General features: G+C 67.5%; 13 protein-coding genes. 6 read left to right on the top strand and 7 right to left on the bottom strand.

All coding sequences use genetic code 11. The annotated features are described in order from the left end of the window. Positions 1-8 precede the first annotated feature (8 nt). From C1O66_RS15730 to kduI, 4 genes are all read right to left on the bottom strand, one after another. On the bottom strand, positions 9-872 hold the full coding sequence (locus tag C1O66_RS15730) for a carbohydrate ABC transporter permease (protein WP_102768748.1): 864 nt from the start codon (positions 870-872) through the stop codon (positions 9-11). Beyond that, positions 869-1,756, bottom strand: a complete 888-nt coding sequence (locus C1O66_RS15725; RefSeq protein WP_102768747.1) for a carbohydrate ABC transporter permease — start codon at positions 1,754-1,756, stop codon at positions 869-871. Before C1O66_RS15725 ends, C1O66_RS15730 begins: the two co-directional genes overlap by 4 nt. Before the next feature lie 82 nt (positions 1,757-1,838). After that, positions 1,839-2,600: a 2-dehydro-3-deoxy-D-gluconate 5-dehydrogenase KduD gene (gene kduD, locus C1O66_RS15720; RefSeq protein ID WP_102768746.1), complete on the bottom strand. Its 762-nt coding sequence runs from the start codon at positions 2,598-2,600 to the stop codon at positions 1,839-1,841. Positions 2,601-2,625: 25 nt separating this feature from the next. Then, positions 2,626-3,462 (bottom strand): 5-dehydro-4-deoxy-D-glucuronate isomerase, encoded by an 837-nt coding sequence (kduI, locus tag C1O66_RS15715; RefSeq protein WP_102768745.1) that lies wholly within the window; start codon positions 3,460-3,462, stop codon positions 2,626-2,628. Between the two features lie 260 nt (positions 3,463-3,722). Here kduI and C1O66_RS15710 point away from each other — a divergent pair, with 260 nt between their 5' ends. From C1O66_RS15710 to C1O66_RS15700, 3 genes are all read left to right on the top strand, one after another. Beyond that, positions 3,723-4,058 (top strand): cupin domain-containing protein, encoded by a 336-nt coding sequence (locus C1O66_RS15710; protein WP_102768744.1) that lies wholly within the window; start codon positions 3,723-3,725, stop codon positions 4,056-4,058. A 196-nt stretch (positions 4,059-4,254) separates the two neighbouring features. Then, complete coding sequence (locus C1O66_RS15705) at positions 4,255-7,260, top strand: TonB-dependent receptor (protein ID WP_102768743.1); 3,006 nt, start codon at positions 4,255-4,257, stop codon at positions 7,258-7,260. Between the two features lie 106 nt (positions 7,261-7,366). Beyond that, entirely contained in the window at positions 7,367-8,065 is a 699-nt protein-coding gene (locus C1O66_RS15700) for a GDSL-type esterase/lipase family protein (protein ID WP_243392821.1), read from the top strand. Here C1O66_RS15700 and C1O66_RS15695 read toward each other — a convergent pair. Beyond that, positions 8,035-9,093: an NAD-dependent epimerase/dehydratase family protein gene (locus tag C1O66_RS15695; RefSeq protein WP_102768741.1), complete on the bottom strand. Its 1,059-nt coding sequence runs from the start codon at positions 9,091-9,093 to the stop codon at positions 8,035-8,037. The genes C1O66_RS15700 and C1O66_RS15695 overlap by 31 nt on opposite strands. A gap of 71 nt (positions 9,094-9,164) precedes the next feature. On the opposite strand from C1O66_RS15695, the gene C1O66_RS15690 reads away from it, so the two are divergent. The 3 genes from C1O66_RS15690 to C1O66_RS15680 all read left to right on the top strand — a co-directional run bounded on the left by C1O66_RS15690 (position 9,165) and on the right by C1O66_RS15680 (position 10,996). Further along, positions 9,165-10,106 (top strand): LysR family transcriptional regulator, encoded by a 942-nt coding sequence (locus C1O66_RS15690; protein ID WP_102768740.1) that lies wholly within the window; start codon positions 9,165-9,167, stop codon positions 10,104-10,106. A 79-nt stretch (positions 10,107-10,185) separates the two neighbouring features. Beyond that, positions 10,186-10,443 carry a DUF3297 family protein gene (locus C1O66_RS15685; RefSeq protein WP_102768739.1) on the top strand — a complete coding sequence of 86 codons (258 nt, stop codon included), beginning with the start codon at positions 10,186-10,188 and terminating at the stop codon, positions 10,441-10,443. A gap of 31 nt (positions 10,444-10,474) precedes the next feature. Then, entirely contained in the window at positions 10,475-10,996 is a 522-nt protein-coding gene (locus tag C1O66_RS15680) for a YgjV family protein (RefSeq protein ID WP_102768738.1), read from the top strand. Between the two features lie 13 nt (positions 10,997-11,009). Here the strand turns inward: C1O66_RS15680 and C1O66_RS15675 are convergent, their stop codons facing one another. Together C1O66_RS15675 and C1O66_RS15670 are read right to left on the bottom strand one after the other, a co-directional pair. After that, positions 11,010-12,371: a pectate lyase family protein gene (locus C1O66_RS15675; protein WP_207795964.1), complete on the bottom strand. Its 1,362-nt coding sequence runs from the start codon at positions 12,369-12,371 to the stop codon at positions 11,010-11,012. Beyond that, positions 12,368-13,357 carry a sugar kinase gene (locus tag C1O66_RS15670; protein ID WP_102768737.1) on the bottom strand — a complete coding sequence of 330 codons (990 nt, stop codon included), beginning with the start codon at positions 13,355-13,357 and terminating at the stop codon, positions 12,368-12,370. The genes C1O66_RS15675 and C1O66_RS15670 overlap by 4 nt, the downstream gene beginning before the upstream one ends. Between the last annotated feature and the right edge of the window lie 136 nt (positions 13,358-13,493).

The raw sequence follows: 13,493 nt of genomic DNA, 5'->3' as shown, positions 1-13,493 counted from the left end.
CATGTCGCTCATCCCTTCACCCCACTCGAAGTCGCGCCTTCGATGAAGTGCTTCTGCGCCAGGAAGAACACCGTCACCGAGGGCACCAGGGCCAGCACGGAGATGGCGATGACGCTGGCCCACTCGACCTCTTCGGTGGCGCCGATGCTCATCTTCAGCGCCAGCGAGACCGGGTATTTTTCGACCGTGGAGAGGTAGATCAGCGGGCCCATGAAGTCGTTCATGGTCCAGATGAACTGGAAGACGATGACCGAGATGATGGCCGGCTTGAGCAGGGGCACGATGATGTGCCAGAGCAGCTGCAGGGCGTTGCAGCCGTCGATCTGCGCGGCCTCTTCCATGTCGCGCGGGATGCCGCGCAGGAACTGCACCAGCATGAAGACGAAGAAGGTGTCGGTGGCGAAGGCCGAGGGCACGATCAGGGGCAGGTAGGAATCCAGCCAGCCCACCTCCTTGAACACCAGGTACTGCGGCAGGCGCAGGATGATGAGCGGCAGCATCATGGTGCCCACCATCACCGAGAACAGCAGCTTCTTGCCCCAGAACTCAAAGCGGGCGAAGGCGTAGGCGACCAGCACGCAGGAAATCACCGTCACGACGATGCGCGGGATGGTGATCAGAAAGCTGTTCAGAAAGTAGGTGGCGAAGGTGTATTCGGTGCTGGTCTTCCAACCCTTGGCGTAGGCGCCGAAATCGAAGTGGGCCGGCCAGAAGCCGATCTCGGTGTAGATCTCGGTGTTGCTCTTGAACGAAGCGCCCACCAGCCAGAGCAGCGGGTAGAGCATGACGATGGCCACGGCGCCCAGGGCCAGATAGCGCAGCCAGGGCCGGCCGCGCTCGCGCACCAGGATCAGTTCGGAGGCACCGCTCATCGCTTGCTCTCCTTCTCACCGGCGTAGAACACCCAGTAGCGTGAGCTCCAGAAGGACAGGCCGCTCAAGGCCGCCACCAGGGCGAACAGCACCCAGCTCAGCGCGGCGCCGTAGCCCAGGTTGAAGAAGCGGAAGCTCTGGTCGTAGATGTAGAGCGCCAGCACATAGGTGGAGCTCAGCGGCCCGCCCTCGGTGATCATGTAGGGGCCGTTGAACTCCTGGAAGGCGTGCACCATCTGCATGATCATGTTGAAGAAGATCACCGGCGTGATCAGGGGCACGGTGATGCGGAAAAACTGCTGGCGCTTGCTGGCGCCGTCGCATTCGGCCGCCTCGTAGAGCGCGATCGGCACGTTCTGCAGCGCTGCCAGAAAGATCACCATGGCCGAGCCGAACTGCCAGGTGAAGAGCAGCACGATGGTCCACATCGAAAAATGCTCGTCGGCCAGCCAGGAGATCGGCTCGATACCGAACTTGCCCAGGGCGATATTGACCAGGCCATGCTGGGAAAAGATGAAGCGCCAGAGCACAGCCACCGCGATCGAGCCGCCCAGGATGGAGGGCAGGTAGAAAGCCGAGCGGAAGAAGTTGATGCCGCGCATGCGGAAGTTCAGCACATGGGCGATGAAGAGCGCGAAGCCCACGCGCAGCGGCACGGCCAGCATGGCGAACAGCAGGGTCACACCCAGCGATTTGCGGAACAGTGGGTCCTGCGTGGCCAGCTCGCGGTAGTTGTCCAGGCCGACGAACTCAGGCGGGTTGATGATGTCGTACTGCGTGAAGCTGAGCGCCAGGCTCATCACGAAGGGAAACAGCTTGAACAGCAGCACGCCCAGCAAAAATGGCAGGACGAACAGAAAGCCCAGCTTCTTGTTCTCATACATACACCGTGTCTCCGGCGGTCTCGTCGTCTGTCGCGACGGTTGGGGGGGCAGGGCGCAGTCGCGCCCTGCGGGTGGGTCCAACTCAGCGGGCTAGCCAGCCGCCGTCGACGGCGACGGTATAACCATTCACATAATCGGACGCTTTCGAGGCCAGAAACACCACCGGCCCGGCCAGATCCTCGGGCAGGCCCCAGCGGCCGGCGGGGATGCGCTCCAGGATGGCGGCGCTGCGGCCTTCGTCGGCGCGCAGCGGCGCGGTGTTGTTGGTGGCCATGTAGCCGGGCGCGATGGCGTTGACATTGATGCCGTGGTTGGCCCATTCATTGGCCATGGCCCGGGTGATGCCCATGACCGCGCTCTTGGAGGCGGTGTAGGAGGGCACGCGCACGCCGCCCTGGTAGGACAGCATGGAGGCGACATTGATGATCTTGCCGCCGCTGCCCTGGGCGATGAAACAGCGCGCCACGGCTTGCGAGAAGAAGAACACCGACTTGAGGTTGAGGTCGATGACATCGTCCCAGTCGGCTTCGCTGAACTTGATGGCGTCTTCGCGGCGGATGATGCCGGCGTTGTTGACCAGGATGTCGACGCGGCCGGTCAGGCTCTTGGCTTGGTTGAGCAGGCCGTCGATGCAGCCGATGTCGCTGAGGTTGGCGCGCAGGTCGAGGAAGCGGCGGCCGGTGGCTTCGACCTGGGCGCGCGTGTCGGCCGGGTCGGTGACGTTGACGCCGACGATGTCAGCCCCGGCTTCGGCCAGCGCCACAGCCATGCCCTGGCCCAGGCCGGTGTTGCAGCCGGAGACGATGGCCACGCGGCCTTGCAGTTGAAATTGATCGAGGATCATGGGGTGCTTTCGTGTGAGGTGGCGTTCAGCGCAGCGCGCTCATGGGCACATGGTCCATGTCCTTGAAGACCTGGTTCTCGCCCACCATGCCCCAGATGAAGGTGTAGGCCTGGGTGCCGACGCCGGAGTGGACGCTCCAGCTCGGGCTGATCACCGCCTGCTCGTTGCGCACCACCAGGTGCCGGGTCTGGCTGGGTTCGCCCATCATGTGGAAGACGGCGGCGTTCTCGTTCATGTCGAAGTAGAAGTACACCTCCATGCGCCGGTCGTGCGTGTGGCAGGGCATGGTGTTCCACAGGCTGCCGGGTTCCAGCTGGGTCATGCCCATCAGCAGCTGGCAGGTGGGCAGCACATCGGGCACCAGGAATTTGTAGATGGTGCGGCGGTTGCTGGTCTCGGGCGAGCCCAGGGTCTCGGGCGAGGCTTCAGCCAGCGTCACCTTGCGGTGCGGGTAGGCGGTGTGGGCCGGCGCGCAATTGAAGTAGAGCTTGGCCGGTTGCGCCGGGTCCACGCTGCTGAAGGCCAGCTCGCGGGCGCCCTGGCCCACGTACAAGGCCTCGCGCGGGCCGATCTCGAAGACCTGGTCATCGACGCTGACGCGGGCGGCGCCGCCGATATTGATCAGGCCCAGCTCGCGGCGCTGCAGGAAGAAATCGGTGCCAGTGTGCTTGCCCAGCTCGGGCGCGAAGCGCACGGCCTGGCCGACCGGCATGATGCCGCCGACGATGATGCGGTCGATCTGGCTGTAGGTCAGCGTCGCTTGGTCGGGCTGGAACAGGTCCTGGACCAGGAAATGGCGGCGCAGGCCCTCGGTGTCCAGGGTTCGTGCGTGTTCGCTGTGGATGGGTTGGCGGATGTCCATGGCTGGGGTCCTAGCGGTCGGGCGGGAGGCCGGCGAAGCCGCGCGCGTCAGGCGGCGGTCGGGGTGCGGGGGGGGGGTGGCAAGCCCAGGCAGAAGGCCTGTGGCGTTGCGAATGGGTGCAAGCCTAACGCAGCTCAGGACTTTCCCGGAATTATGGTTTCTATTTAGTGAACCGCTGTTTCATTTATCAAGCGGAACGCTATAGTCTGAGCCATCGATGCGTGAAACGGCCGTTCGCGCCGCAGCAGGAGACCTCCCCGATGAGCACACCGTACTTCGACAACGCCAGCAGCGCCTGGACCGAGCTGGGCGATGGCATCCGCCGCAAGATCGTGGGCCACACGCCGGAGCTGATGTCGGTGCTGGTGCAGTTCGACCAGGGCGCCATCGGCAGCGTTCATGCCCATGATGCGCATGACCAGATCGCCTTTGTGGTCAGCGGCTCGTTCGAAGCCGATGTGGCCGGCATCAAGAAGATTCTGCGCGTCGGTGATGCCTTCACCGCGCCGCGCCTGACCCCGCATGGTGTGGTGGCCCTCGAAGCCGGCAGCACCTTGCTCGACCAGTTTTCCCCGCCTCGGCAGGACTACCTCTAAGCCTCTGCCACCGGAGGCGGCCGCACTGCAGCGGCCCGCCCCGGCTCTCCCGATGTAGCGGTGCCCTGCGTGCGCCCTCCAAGCCAGAACCGAACCGGCCAAGCCGCACAGACGGCGCCGGCTCGTGCGAACCCCGCATCAGAGCGTCAGCCGGCCCCGACCGAGCGACGCCGCCCCAAACCATTGGAGACAAGCCATGACCTCGCGCCCCGCTTCGCCGCAGACGCCCCAATTCACTTGCCGCCGCAGCCTGCTCTCGCTCGCCTCGCTGGCGGCCCTGAGCACCTGGGCCGCCGGCGCCCAGGCGCAGAGCGCGCCGCCAGCCGCCACCCAGGCCGCCCCGGCCGCCCCGGCCGCGCCCTCCAAGGCCAGCCTGGAAGCCGTGACCGTCACCGGCCTGCGCGCCTCGCTGGAAAGTGCGCTGCGCGCCAAGCGCGATGACAACAGCATCGTCGATGTCATCAAGGCCGAGGACATGGGCAAGTTCCCCGACACCAATCTGGCCGAATCGCTGCAGCGCGTGCCCGGCGTGGTGATCGACCGCGACGCCGGCGAGGGCCGTAACATCACCGTGCGCGGCCTGGGCCAGGATTTCACCCGCGTGCGCATCAATGGCATCGAAGGCCTGGCCACCACCGGCGGTACCGACAGCTCGGGCGGCGCCAACCGCTCACGCGGCTTTGACTTCAATGTCTTCGCCTCCGAGCTGTTCAACTCGCTGACCGTGCGCAAGAGCAGCTCTGCCGATGTGGACGAAGGCTCGCTCGGCGCCACGGTGGACCTGCAAACCACCCGGCCCTTCGACCTGAAGGGCTTCACCGGCATGGTGTCTCTCAAGGGCGGCTACAACGATCTGTCCGGCAAAACCACGCCGCGCGCCGCCTTCCTGCTGTCCAACACCTTTGCCGACAAGAAGCTCGGCGTGCTGATCTCGGGCGCCTACTCGCAGCGCAAGGTGCTGGAAGAAGGCTTCAGCACCGTGCGCTGGGACAACGGCCCCTCCTCCGGCGGCTGGTGCGCCCCGCAGGGCGTGACCCCGGCCAACCCGAGCAACTCCACCGCCACCACCTGCGGCCCCGCCGCCCAGGGCGTGCTGCGCCTGGCCAACACCGCGGCCAATATCGCGGCCTACAACGAGGCCAGCAAGGCCGAAAACTTCCACCCCCGCCTGCCCCGCTACGGCCGCCTGACCCATGACCAGGACCGCCTGGGTGTGACCGCCGCCGTGCAGTTCAAGCCGGCCGATGGCACCCTGCTGACCCTGGACCTGCTCTACTCCAAGCTTGACGCCACCCGCCAGGAAGACTTCCTGGAAGTGATCTCCTTCAGCCGCAACGCCGGCCAGGGCGGCAAGCCGCAGACCAGCGTGGTCTCGGCCAGCTACGCGCCCAACGGCGCCCTGATCAAGGGCGTGTTCAACGGTGTGGATGTGCGCGCCGAGTCGCGCTTCGACGAGCTCTCCACCACCTTCACCCAGCCCACCCTGACCCTGGAGCAGGACTTTGGCGAGCATGTGCGCCTGACCGCCCGCGCCGGCCGCGCCACCAGCAAGTTCCGCAACCCGGTGCAGACCACCACCACGCTGGATGCGCTCAATGTCAACGGCTACAGCATCGACTTCAGCGCCGATGACCGCGCTCCGGCCATCAGCTACCCCTTCGACCCCACCCAGGCAGGCGGCGCCCTGACCCTGGTCGGTGTGCCGGTGGCCAGCAGCGGCACCCAGGCCGGCACCATCACCAACACCACCAGCAGCGAGATCCGCATCCGCCCGCAAGGTGCCAGCAACACCAACGATGTGTTCCACCTGGACCTGGCCTGGGACGTGATGCCCAACAAGCTCATGCTCAAGGGCGGGGTGGATTACAAGAAGTACAGCTTCGACTCCTACGAGTTCCGCCGCGTCAACCAGAACGACACCATTTTCCCAGTGCCAGCCGGCAGCACGGTGGCCAGCCTGACGACCAGCCTGACCGGCTTCGGCAAGGGCCAGAACCTGCCCGCCGGCACGGCCACCAGCTGGGTCATCCCCAATCTGGCCGCCATCGCCCAGGCCTACGACATCTATTGCAACTGCATCAAGAGCGGCCCGGCCGGCGGCCCCGGTGACTTCACGCTCTCGTCCATCACCAACGGCAATGCGCGCGGCAACAACCGCAGCGTCACCGAGCAGGACGAGGCGGCCTTCTTCCAGCTGGACTTCAACACCCGCCTCGGTGACATCCCGGTGCGCGGCAATATCGGCACCCGCTATGTCAAGACCAAGCTGGCGGCCACCGGCTACCAGGCCGCTGGCGGCGGCACCGCTGTGACGGTGGACCATGTTTACGACGACCTGCTGCCCGCCGCCAACCTGGCCGCCACGCTGAGCAAGGATGTGATCGTGCGCTTCGCCGCGGCCAAGGTCATGGCCCGGCCGCAGCTGGGCAATCTGAGCCCGGGCGGCACCATCTCCACCACCGGCACCTTGTCGGTCACCAGCGGCAACCCGCTGCTCAAGCCCTTCCGTGCCACCACCTTCGATTCCAGCATCGAGTGGTACTTCGCCAAGAACGCCTTCCTGGGCCTGGGCCTGTTCCAGAAGAACATCAGCACCTACATCCAGAGCATCCGCAACAACGTCCCGTTCAAGCAGACCGGCCTGCCCATGAGCCTGCTGCCGAGCAACTTCAGCGGCGACGAGGTCTTCCAGGTCACCGCCCCGATCAACACCGACGGCGGCAAGCTGCAGGGCTTCGAGCTCAACTACCAGCAGCCCTTCAGCTTCCTGCCCGGCTGGGGCAAGAACTTCGGCGCCCTGCTGAACTACACCTATGTGAAGAGCAAGATCGAGTACGTGGTCTCGCCCACCAGCACGGCCACCATCACCGACGACTTGATCAACCTTTCGCCCAAGTCCTGGAACGCCACGCTGTACTACGACGACGGCGCCTTCAGCGCCCGCATCTCGGGCTCGCAGCGTTCCGGCTTCGTCACCCGCGTGCCGGGCCAGAACAACAACGATGTCGAGGGCAAGAACAAGACCTTCAACGTCGATGTGTCGCTGAGCTACAAGGTCAATGACAAGCTGGAAGTCACCCTGGAAGGTGTCAACCTGACCAACCAGGCCAACGACCAGTTCATCAGCCGGGCGCGTGACAGCGTGGTGGTCAACAACGTCACCGGCCGTGAGTTCCTGGCCGGCTTGCGCTACCGCTTCTGAGGCGGCGATGCGGCGGGTTTGGGGACTTGGGCTGCTGGCGCTGGCAAGCACTCACGCGTGGGCCGAGCCTGAGGCAAGTCGGGCGCCCCAGGCCCGCGTGGTCCTGGTGGGTGATTCCACCCTGGCCACGCGCAGCGGCTACGGCGACGCCTTGTGCGCCCGCTTCAAGCCCGAGCTGCAATGCCTGAACCTGGCGCGCGGCGGCCGCAGCAGTGCCAGCTACCGGGCCGAGGGCCTGTGGGATGCCCTGCGTGAGCGCCTGCGCCAGGAACCGTTGCGGCCGACCTGGGTCTTGATCCAGTTCGGTCACAACGACCAGCCGGGCAAGCCCGGCCGCTCCACCGATCTGGCGACCGAGTTCCCCGTCAACCTGGCCCGTTACTTGAGCGAGCTGCGTGAGCTGGGCGCCACGCCGGTGCTGTTGACCCCCTTGACCCGGCGCAGCTTCCGCGAGGGCCAGCTGCTCAATGACCTGCGCCCCTGGGCCGAAGCGACCCTGCGGGTGGCGGCTGAGGCCGCGCCGCCCGTCGCCGCCATCGACCTCAATGCCCTGAGCCATGCCCGGGTGCAGGCCATGGGCGAGGACGAGGCCGACCGCCTGGCCATGGCGCCCAAGCCCAGCGCGGCCGAGCCCGTGGCTTCGGCCGCGTCGCCGGAGCGTGCGGGCGCTGCCAAGAGCGCGTTTGATCGCACCCATGTGGGCGAGCGGGGCGCGCAGCTGTTCTCGGCCCTGGTGCTGCGCGAGTTGCTGCGTGTGCAGCCTGCGCTGGCGCCCTATGCCTTGAGCCCAGCCGCCGCCGAGTGAGACGCCAAAGCCGCGGCAAGGGGGAGACAGCCCAGGCCGCGCAGACTGTGCGCCACCGCCTCGTCGAGCGGTGTGTGCGGCTCTTCGCCGAGCACGGCTCGCAGGCGCGCGTTGTCCATGCTTACGGGCTGGCGCCAGAGGTAGCGCATCTCCTGCATCTCGCGCAGCGTGGCTTTGAACGGCGCGAGCACACGCATCAACCACCAGGGAAAGGCGCGCAGCCGCGGTGTCGGCAGGCCGTGCTGTGCCATCACGCGCTGAATGGCCTCGCCCATCTGGCGCCCGTCGGCGTCCCAGTGGCCGGCCATGTGGAAGCTTGCAAAAGCCGGCAGCTCCGCGCGCCGCTGCACCAGGGCCACCATGGTGCGCGCCACATCGGGCAAAAAGGCCCACTGGTGGCCCACGCCCGGCGTGGCCGGCAGCAGCACGCGCTTGGGCGGCCTTCCCGGCTGGATCAGGCCTTGTGAAAACCAGCTGTTGCCCGGCTGCGGGCCAAAGAAATCGCCAGCGCGCACGATCAGCACCTGGCAGGGGCGCTCGGCGGCTTCGCTTGCAGCTTCCTGCAGGCGCCACTCCATCTCCACGCGGATGGCTCCTTTGCGGCTGGGCGGCTGCTGCGGCGCGTCCTCGCGCAGCGGCATGGGCGCATCCGGCGCGTAGTTGTAGACCGTGCCGGGCAGCAGCAGGCAAGCGCCCTGCTCGCGCGCCGCAGCGATGCTGTGCTCCAGCATGGGCAGCACCAGCTCGGCCCAGCGAAGGTAGCCGGGCGGGTTGACGGCATGCACGATCAGCTGGCAGCCCTGGGCGGCCTGCCGCACGGCCGTGCCGTCCAGCGCATCGCCGCGCTGCCAGGCGATGCCGCTGCGGGCCTGGGCCTCGCTGGGCGGCTCGCGCTTGAGGCCGCGCACCTGCCAGCCGGCGGCCAGCAGCTGGCGAGCGACTTCGCCGCCGATGCCGCCGCTGGCGCCCAGGACCAGGGCGATGCCTGGAGTGGAAGAAAGAGAGACGGGGCTGGGTGTGGTGTTCATGGCCGCCAGTCTCGGCCGCCCGAGCCCCGCGCGGAACTGCCGACGATGTGCCAGCGGCTATACAGTTCTGCATGGATTCCAAGAACAAAGATCTCGACAACAAACCCGGCAAGGACATCGGCTGGGAGCTCTACCGCACCTTCCTCGGCGTGCTGCAGGAGGGCTCGCAATCGGGCGCCGCGCGCGCCCTGGGCCTGGCCCAGCCGACCGTGGGCCGGCACATCGAGGCGCTGGAGCAGGCCCTGGGCCTGCCGCTCTTCACGCGCTCGCAGCAAGGCCTCTTGCCCACCGAGGCGGCGCTGACCTTGCGAGAAGGCGCCGAGGCCATGGCCCACCAGGCGGCCTCGCTGCAGCGTTTGGCACAAGAGCGCCAGCTCGGCGCCCAGGGCCAGCTGCGCGGCGTGGTGCGGGTGACGGCCAGCGAGGTCATGGGCGTGGAAGTGCTGCCGCCCATCTTGGCCCGGCTGGCGCAGGAGGAGCCCGGCCTGGTGGTCGAGCTGGTGCTCAGCAACCGCATGCAGGACCTGCTGCAGCGCGAGGCCGACATCGCCGTGCGCATGACCGCGCCCACGCAGGAGCAGCTGATCGCGCGCCGCCTGGGCACGTTGGAGCTGGGGCTGTTCGCCCGCAGCGACTACCTGGACCGCGCCGGCCGCCCGGCCACGCTGGAGGATCTGGCCACGCACCGCCTGGTCGGCTATGACCAGGAGACGCCTTTCATTCGCGCCGCCCGCCAGGGCTTCCCGAGCTGGCGCCGCGAGGCCTTTGCACTGCGCAGCGACAGCGATCTGGCCCAGCTCGCCCTGCTGCGCGCCGGCGCCGGCATCGGCGTCTGCCAGGTTGGCTTGGCGCGGCGCAGCCCGGGTCTGGAGCGCGTGCTGCCCGAGCAGCTCAGCCTGCCGCTGGATACCTGGCTGGCTATGCACGAAGACCTGCGCCAAAGCCTGGCCTGCAAGCGCGTGTTCGAGGCCTTGGCCGAGGGCTTGAGTGAAATGATGGCGGCACCGGCCTGACGGGGCCGCGCCAAATCGCGGAAAATGCCGGCATCCAGCCCCACCCGGGGCCTTTTGTTTTTTGACGATTGCTGCCGCCATGACCGACACCGCCGCTCCCACCGACCGCCCCGCCATTCCCGACCATCTGTCGATCGACCCGCGCAGCCCGCACCACGATGCCGCCGTGTTCCAGCACGACATCGGCATCCGCCTGAACGGCAAGGAGCGCTTCGATGTGGCCGAGTACTGCATCAGCGAAGGCTGGGTCAAGGTGCCGGCCGGCCGCACCGTGGACCGCAAGGGCAACCCGGTGATGATCAAGCTCAAGGGCACGGTGGAAGCCTTCTACCGCTGAAGCCTCTCCGGCCAGGACGCGCGCCGCCCGCATGCTGGACCCCGCGTATTTTTCTGCCGCGCAGATTTTTGGTTATGTCGCGTTTGCCTGCGGCGTGGCCTGTTTTGCGCAGACCGACGATCGCCGCTTCAAGGTCTTCATGGCCCTGGAGTGTTTCGCCTATGTGCTGCATTTCTGGCTGCTGGGTCAGCCCACGGCTGTAGCCAGCAGCCTGGTTTCGCTGGGCCGTTCGCTGGCGTCGCTGCGCAGCCGCTCGCCCTGGGTGGGCCTGGGTTTCATCGGCCTGAGCGTCGGCCTGGGCCTGTGGCTGCAGCAGGGCTGGCTCTCGCTGCTGCCGATCGCGGCCTCCTGCATCGGCACGACGGCGCTGTTTTTCTTGAGCGGGCTGCGCATGCGCCTGCTGATGCTGCTGGGCACCTTGCTCTGGCTGGTCAACAACCTGGCGGTGGGCTCGGTGGGCGGCAGCTTGCTCGAAGCCACCATCGCCCTGACCAACAGCTGGACGCTGTGGCGGCTTTGGCGCCGCCCGCCGGAGGCCGCTCAGGCCACGTGAGCTTCAACCCGATTCAGCGCCCGCGGCGGAACAGCGAGGCCCAGCCGGCACGCGGGCTCATGTCCCCGAGATTCCAGGCCTCGGGCTGAAACGCCTGCTGGCTGGGCGCGTAGCGCGGGTAGCCGCTGGCGTTCTGCAGCTCGCTGTCGATGATCTGGCCACGGCCCTCGGCCACATCGGACAGCAGCTTGAAATCAATCGGGTCGCGGTCCCAGGGCCGGGCGCCCACGGCCAGAGGCAGCTCCGCCTCCAGGCGCCGCGCCGGCAGGATGCGGCTCAGCGGCAGATCGGCGGGCAGCTCGGGCGCTAGCAGTTGCAGGATGCGCGCCTGTCCTGCGCTGTAGATGCCGGTCTGGGCCACCGCGGCGCCGTACTCGTCCATCGCCAGGTTGTCGTGCAGGAACAGCGCCACGTCGCCGTGGCCGCCGAGTGCGAACAAGGGCGTGTTGGGCCGCGTGTCCGGGCCCTGGCGGTAGGCGTTGCCGATCAGGCTGATGCGGCCGGTCTGCCAGGGCTGGGGCGCCCACTCATGCGCGACCAGGTTGTAGTGCACCGCCTTGTTGCCGGGGTTGTAGATCAGGTTGTTAACCATGGCCGCCTGCACACCGCCTTTGAACAAGGCATTGCGCTCGCGGTTGGAGGCGTAGAGATTGGCGTAGAGCAGGATGCCGCTGGCGTTGTCGTGCACCAGGCTGCCCTTGGAATGCTCGCCCTTCTCGTGCACCGAAGTGCCCAGGCCTTCGTAGATCAGGTTGTGGCTGTAGGTGATGGCGTGGGAGGTGTTGCGGCGCCAGTCCTCGGGCGTGGCGCCCTCGAAACGCGGGCCGCCGACCGACAGGTTTTCGTCCGTGGCCCAGGACAGGCTGCAGTGGTCGACGATGACGTGGTGAGCCGCGCCCTGGGTGGAGATGCCGTCCTGGTCGGCGCCGCTTTTCTTGGCGCGGCCGAACTCACCAGGCCGGAACATCAGGTGCTGGACGATCACCTGGTGGGTGGCGATATTGACCTCGCCCTTGATCACGGTGATGCCGGGATTGGGGGCGGTCTGGCCGGCGATGGTCAGGTAGGGGTGGCGGATGTTGATCGTCTGGCCGGCCAGGTCGATGACGCCGCCGACTTCAAACACCACGATGCGCGGCCCTTCGGCCTCCAGCGCTTCGCGCAGCGAGCCGGGGCCGGATTCGTTCAGAGTGCTGACCCGCAGGATGCGCCCGCCGCGGCCGCCCACGGTGCCGGCGGCCCAGCCTTGCACACTGATGCCGGCACGGTCCAGCTGGGGCGGGGCTGGGCTCTCGGCCTCGGCGCTGGCGCTGAAAGACAAGGCCAGCAGGCAGGCGCTGGCGAGCAGATGGCGACGACGCATGGCGGTGCTCATGACTGGGGCTGCAGCAGGTCGGCCATCAGCGCCGTCTCGATCAAGGCGCCACGGTGCTGGATCACGCGCGCGGCCAGGCGGTTGCCGAAGCGGGCCGATTCCAGCGCCGGGCGGCCGCGCAGGCGCTGGCTCAGATAGCCGCCGGCAAAGGAGTCGCCGGCCGCGGTGGTGTCGACCACGCGCTCGACGCGCTCGGTGGCGGCTGCCTGCCAATCCGGGGCGCCGGCTGCGGGCGCGCGCACCAGGGTGGCTTCGGCGCCGCGCTTGATCAGCAGCTCGCGCGGGGCCAGGTCTTGCGCGGCGGCCACCGCCTCGGCCAGGCTGGGCAGTTCGAACAAGGCCTGGTGGTCGTCGGCCGTGATCAGGCCGACGCTGGCCAGGTCCAGGGCGCGGCGAAAGACCGCCTGCGCCTCGGCGCGGCTGGCCCAGAGCCGCGGCCGGTAGTTGTTGTCGAACACCACCATGGCGCCCCGTGCGCGCAGCGTCTCCATCAAGGCAAACACGCGCTCGCGCCCGGCCGCCGGCAGGATGGCCAGGCTGATGCCGCTCAGGTAGAACAGGTCCCAGTCGGCGGCCTGATCCTCCAAAGGTGTGCGCTCGCTCTCAAAGTAGGCCTTGGCAGCGCTGGTGTCGCGCCAGTAGTTGAAGCTGCGTTCGCCGCGCGCATCGACCTCGATCATGTAAAGCCCGGGCATGCGGCCGGGGATCTGGCGCACCAGATCCAGGGCCAGGCCTTCGGCCGCCCAGCGCTCCATCAGGCCCCAACTGAGGCGGTCATCGCCCAGGCCGGTGGCGTAGTGCACGGTGTAGGGCGCGGCGGTCTTGGCCTCGTTCTGGCCTGGGTCCGCAGCACAGCGCGCCAGATAGACGGCGGTGTTCAGGGTGTCGCCGCCAAAGCCTTGTTGCAGCGCGCCAAAGGCCGGGCCGACCAGCTCCAGCATGCATTCACCGAGCACCGCCACCTGCTTTGTTGAAGCTACCCTCATGGAATCCCTTAGTTATTTGGAACGCTGTTTCGTTATTCTATTTGCGAGCGAACAAATTTCGAAACAAGGGCTGACCCTGATGCGCCAAGGCTGAGGCCGCGCGCGGGCCGTGGCAGACCCTCACTCACTCGCCAGG

The sequence above is a fragment of the Paucibacter aquatile genome, assembly GCF_002885975.1.
GTDB lineage: Bacteria > Pseudomonadota > Gammaproteobacteria > Burkholderiales > Burkholderiaceae_C > Paucibacter_A > Paucibacter_A aquatilis.
This window is presented reverse-complemented; position numbering and strand designations above follow the sequence as displayed.

What these genes read in the sequence shown, in the direction of transcription:
- C1O66_RS15730 (WP_102768748.1), bottom strand. Translation starts at nt 872, where the DNA reads ATGAGCGGTGCCTCCGAACTGATCCTGGTGCGCGAGCGCGGCCGGCCC.
- C1O66_RS15725 (WP_102768747.1), bottom strand. Translation starts at nt 1,756, where the DNA reads ATGTATGAGAACAAGAAGCTGGGCTTTCTGTTCGTCCTGCCATTTTTG.
- kduD (WP_102768746.1), bottom strand. Translation starts at nt 2,600, where the DNA reads ATGATCCTCGATCAATTTCAACTGCAAGGCCGCGTGGCCATCGTCTCC.
- kduI (WP_102768745.1), bottom strand. Translation starts at nt 3,462, where the DNA reads ATGGACATCCGCCAACCCATCCACAGCGAACACGCACGAACCCTGGAC.
- C1O66_RS15710 (WP_102768744.1), top strand. Translation starts at nt 3,723, where the DNA reads ATGAGCACACCGTACTTCGACAACGCCAGCAGCGCCTGGACCGAGCTG.
- C1O66_RS15705 (WP_102768743.1), top strand. Translation starts at nt 4,255, where the DNA reads ATGACCTCGCGCCCCGCTTCGCCGCAGACGCCCCAATTCACTTGCCGC.
- C1O66_RS15695 (WP_102768741.1), bottom strand. Translation starts at nt 9,093, where the DNA reads ATGAACACCACACCCAGCCCCGTCTCTCTTTCTTCCACTCCAGGCATC.
- C1O66_RS15690 (WP_102768740.1), top strand. Translation starts at nt 9,165, where the DNA reads ATGGATTCCAAGAACAAAGATCTCGACAACAAACCCGGCAAGGACATC.
- C1O66_RS15685 (WP_102768739.1), top strand. Translation starts at nt 10,186, where the DNA reads ATGACCGACACCGCCGCTCCCACCGACCGCCCCGCCATTCCCGACCAT.
- C1O66_RS15680 (WP_102768738.1), top strand. Translation starts at nt 10,475, where the DNA reads ATGCTGGACCCCGCGTATTTTTCTGCCGCGCAGATTTTTGGTTATGTC.
- C1O66_RS15675 (WP_207795964.1), bottom strand. Translation starts at nt 12,371, where the DNA reads ATGAGCACCGCCATGCGTCGTCGCCATCTGCTCGCCAGCGCCTGCCTG.
- C1O66_RS15670 (WP_102768737.1), bottom strand. Translation starts at nt 13,357, where the DNA reads ATGAGGGTAGCTTCAACAAAGCAGGTGGCGGTGCTCGGTGAATGCATG.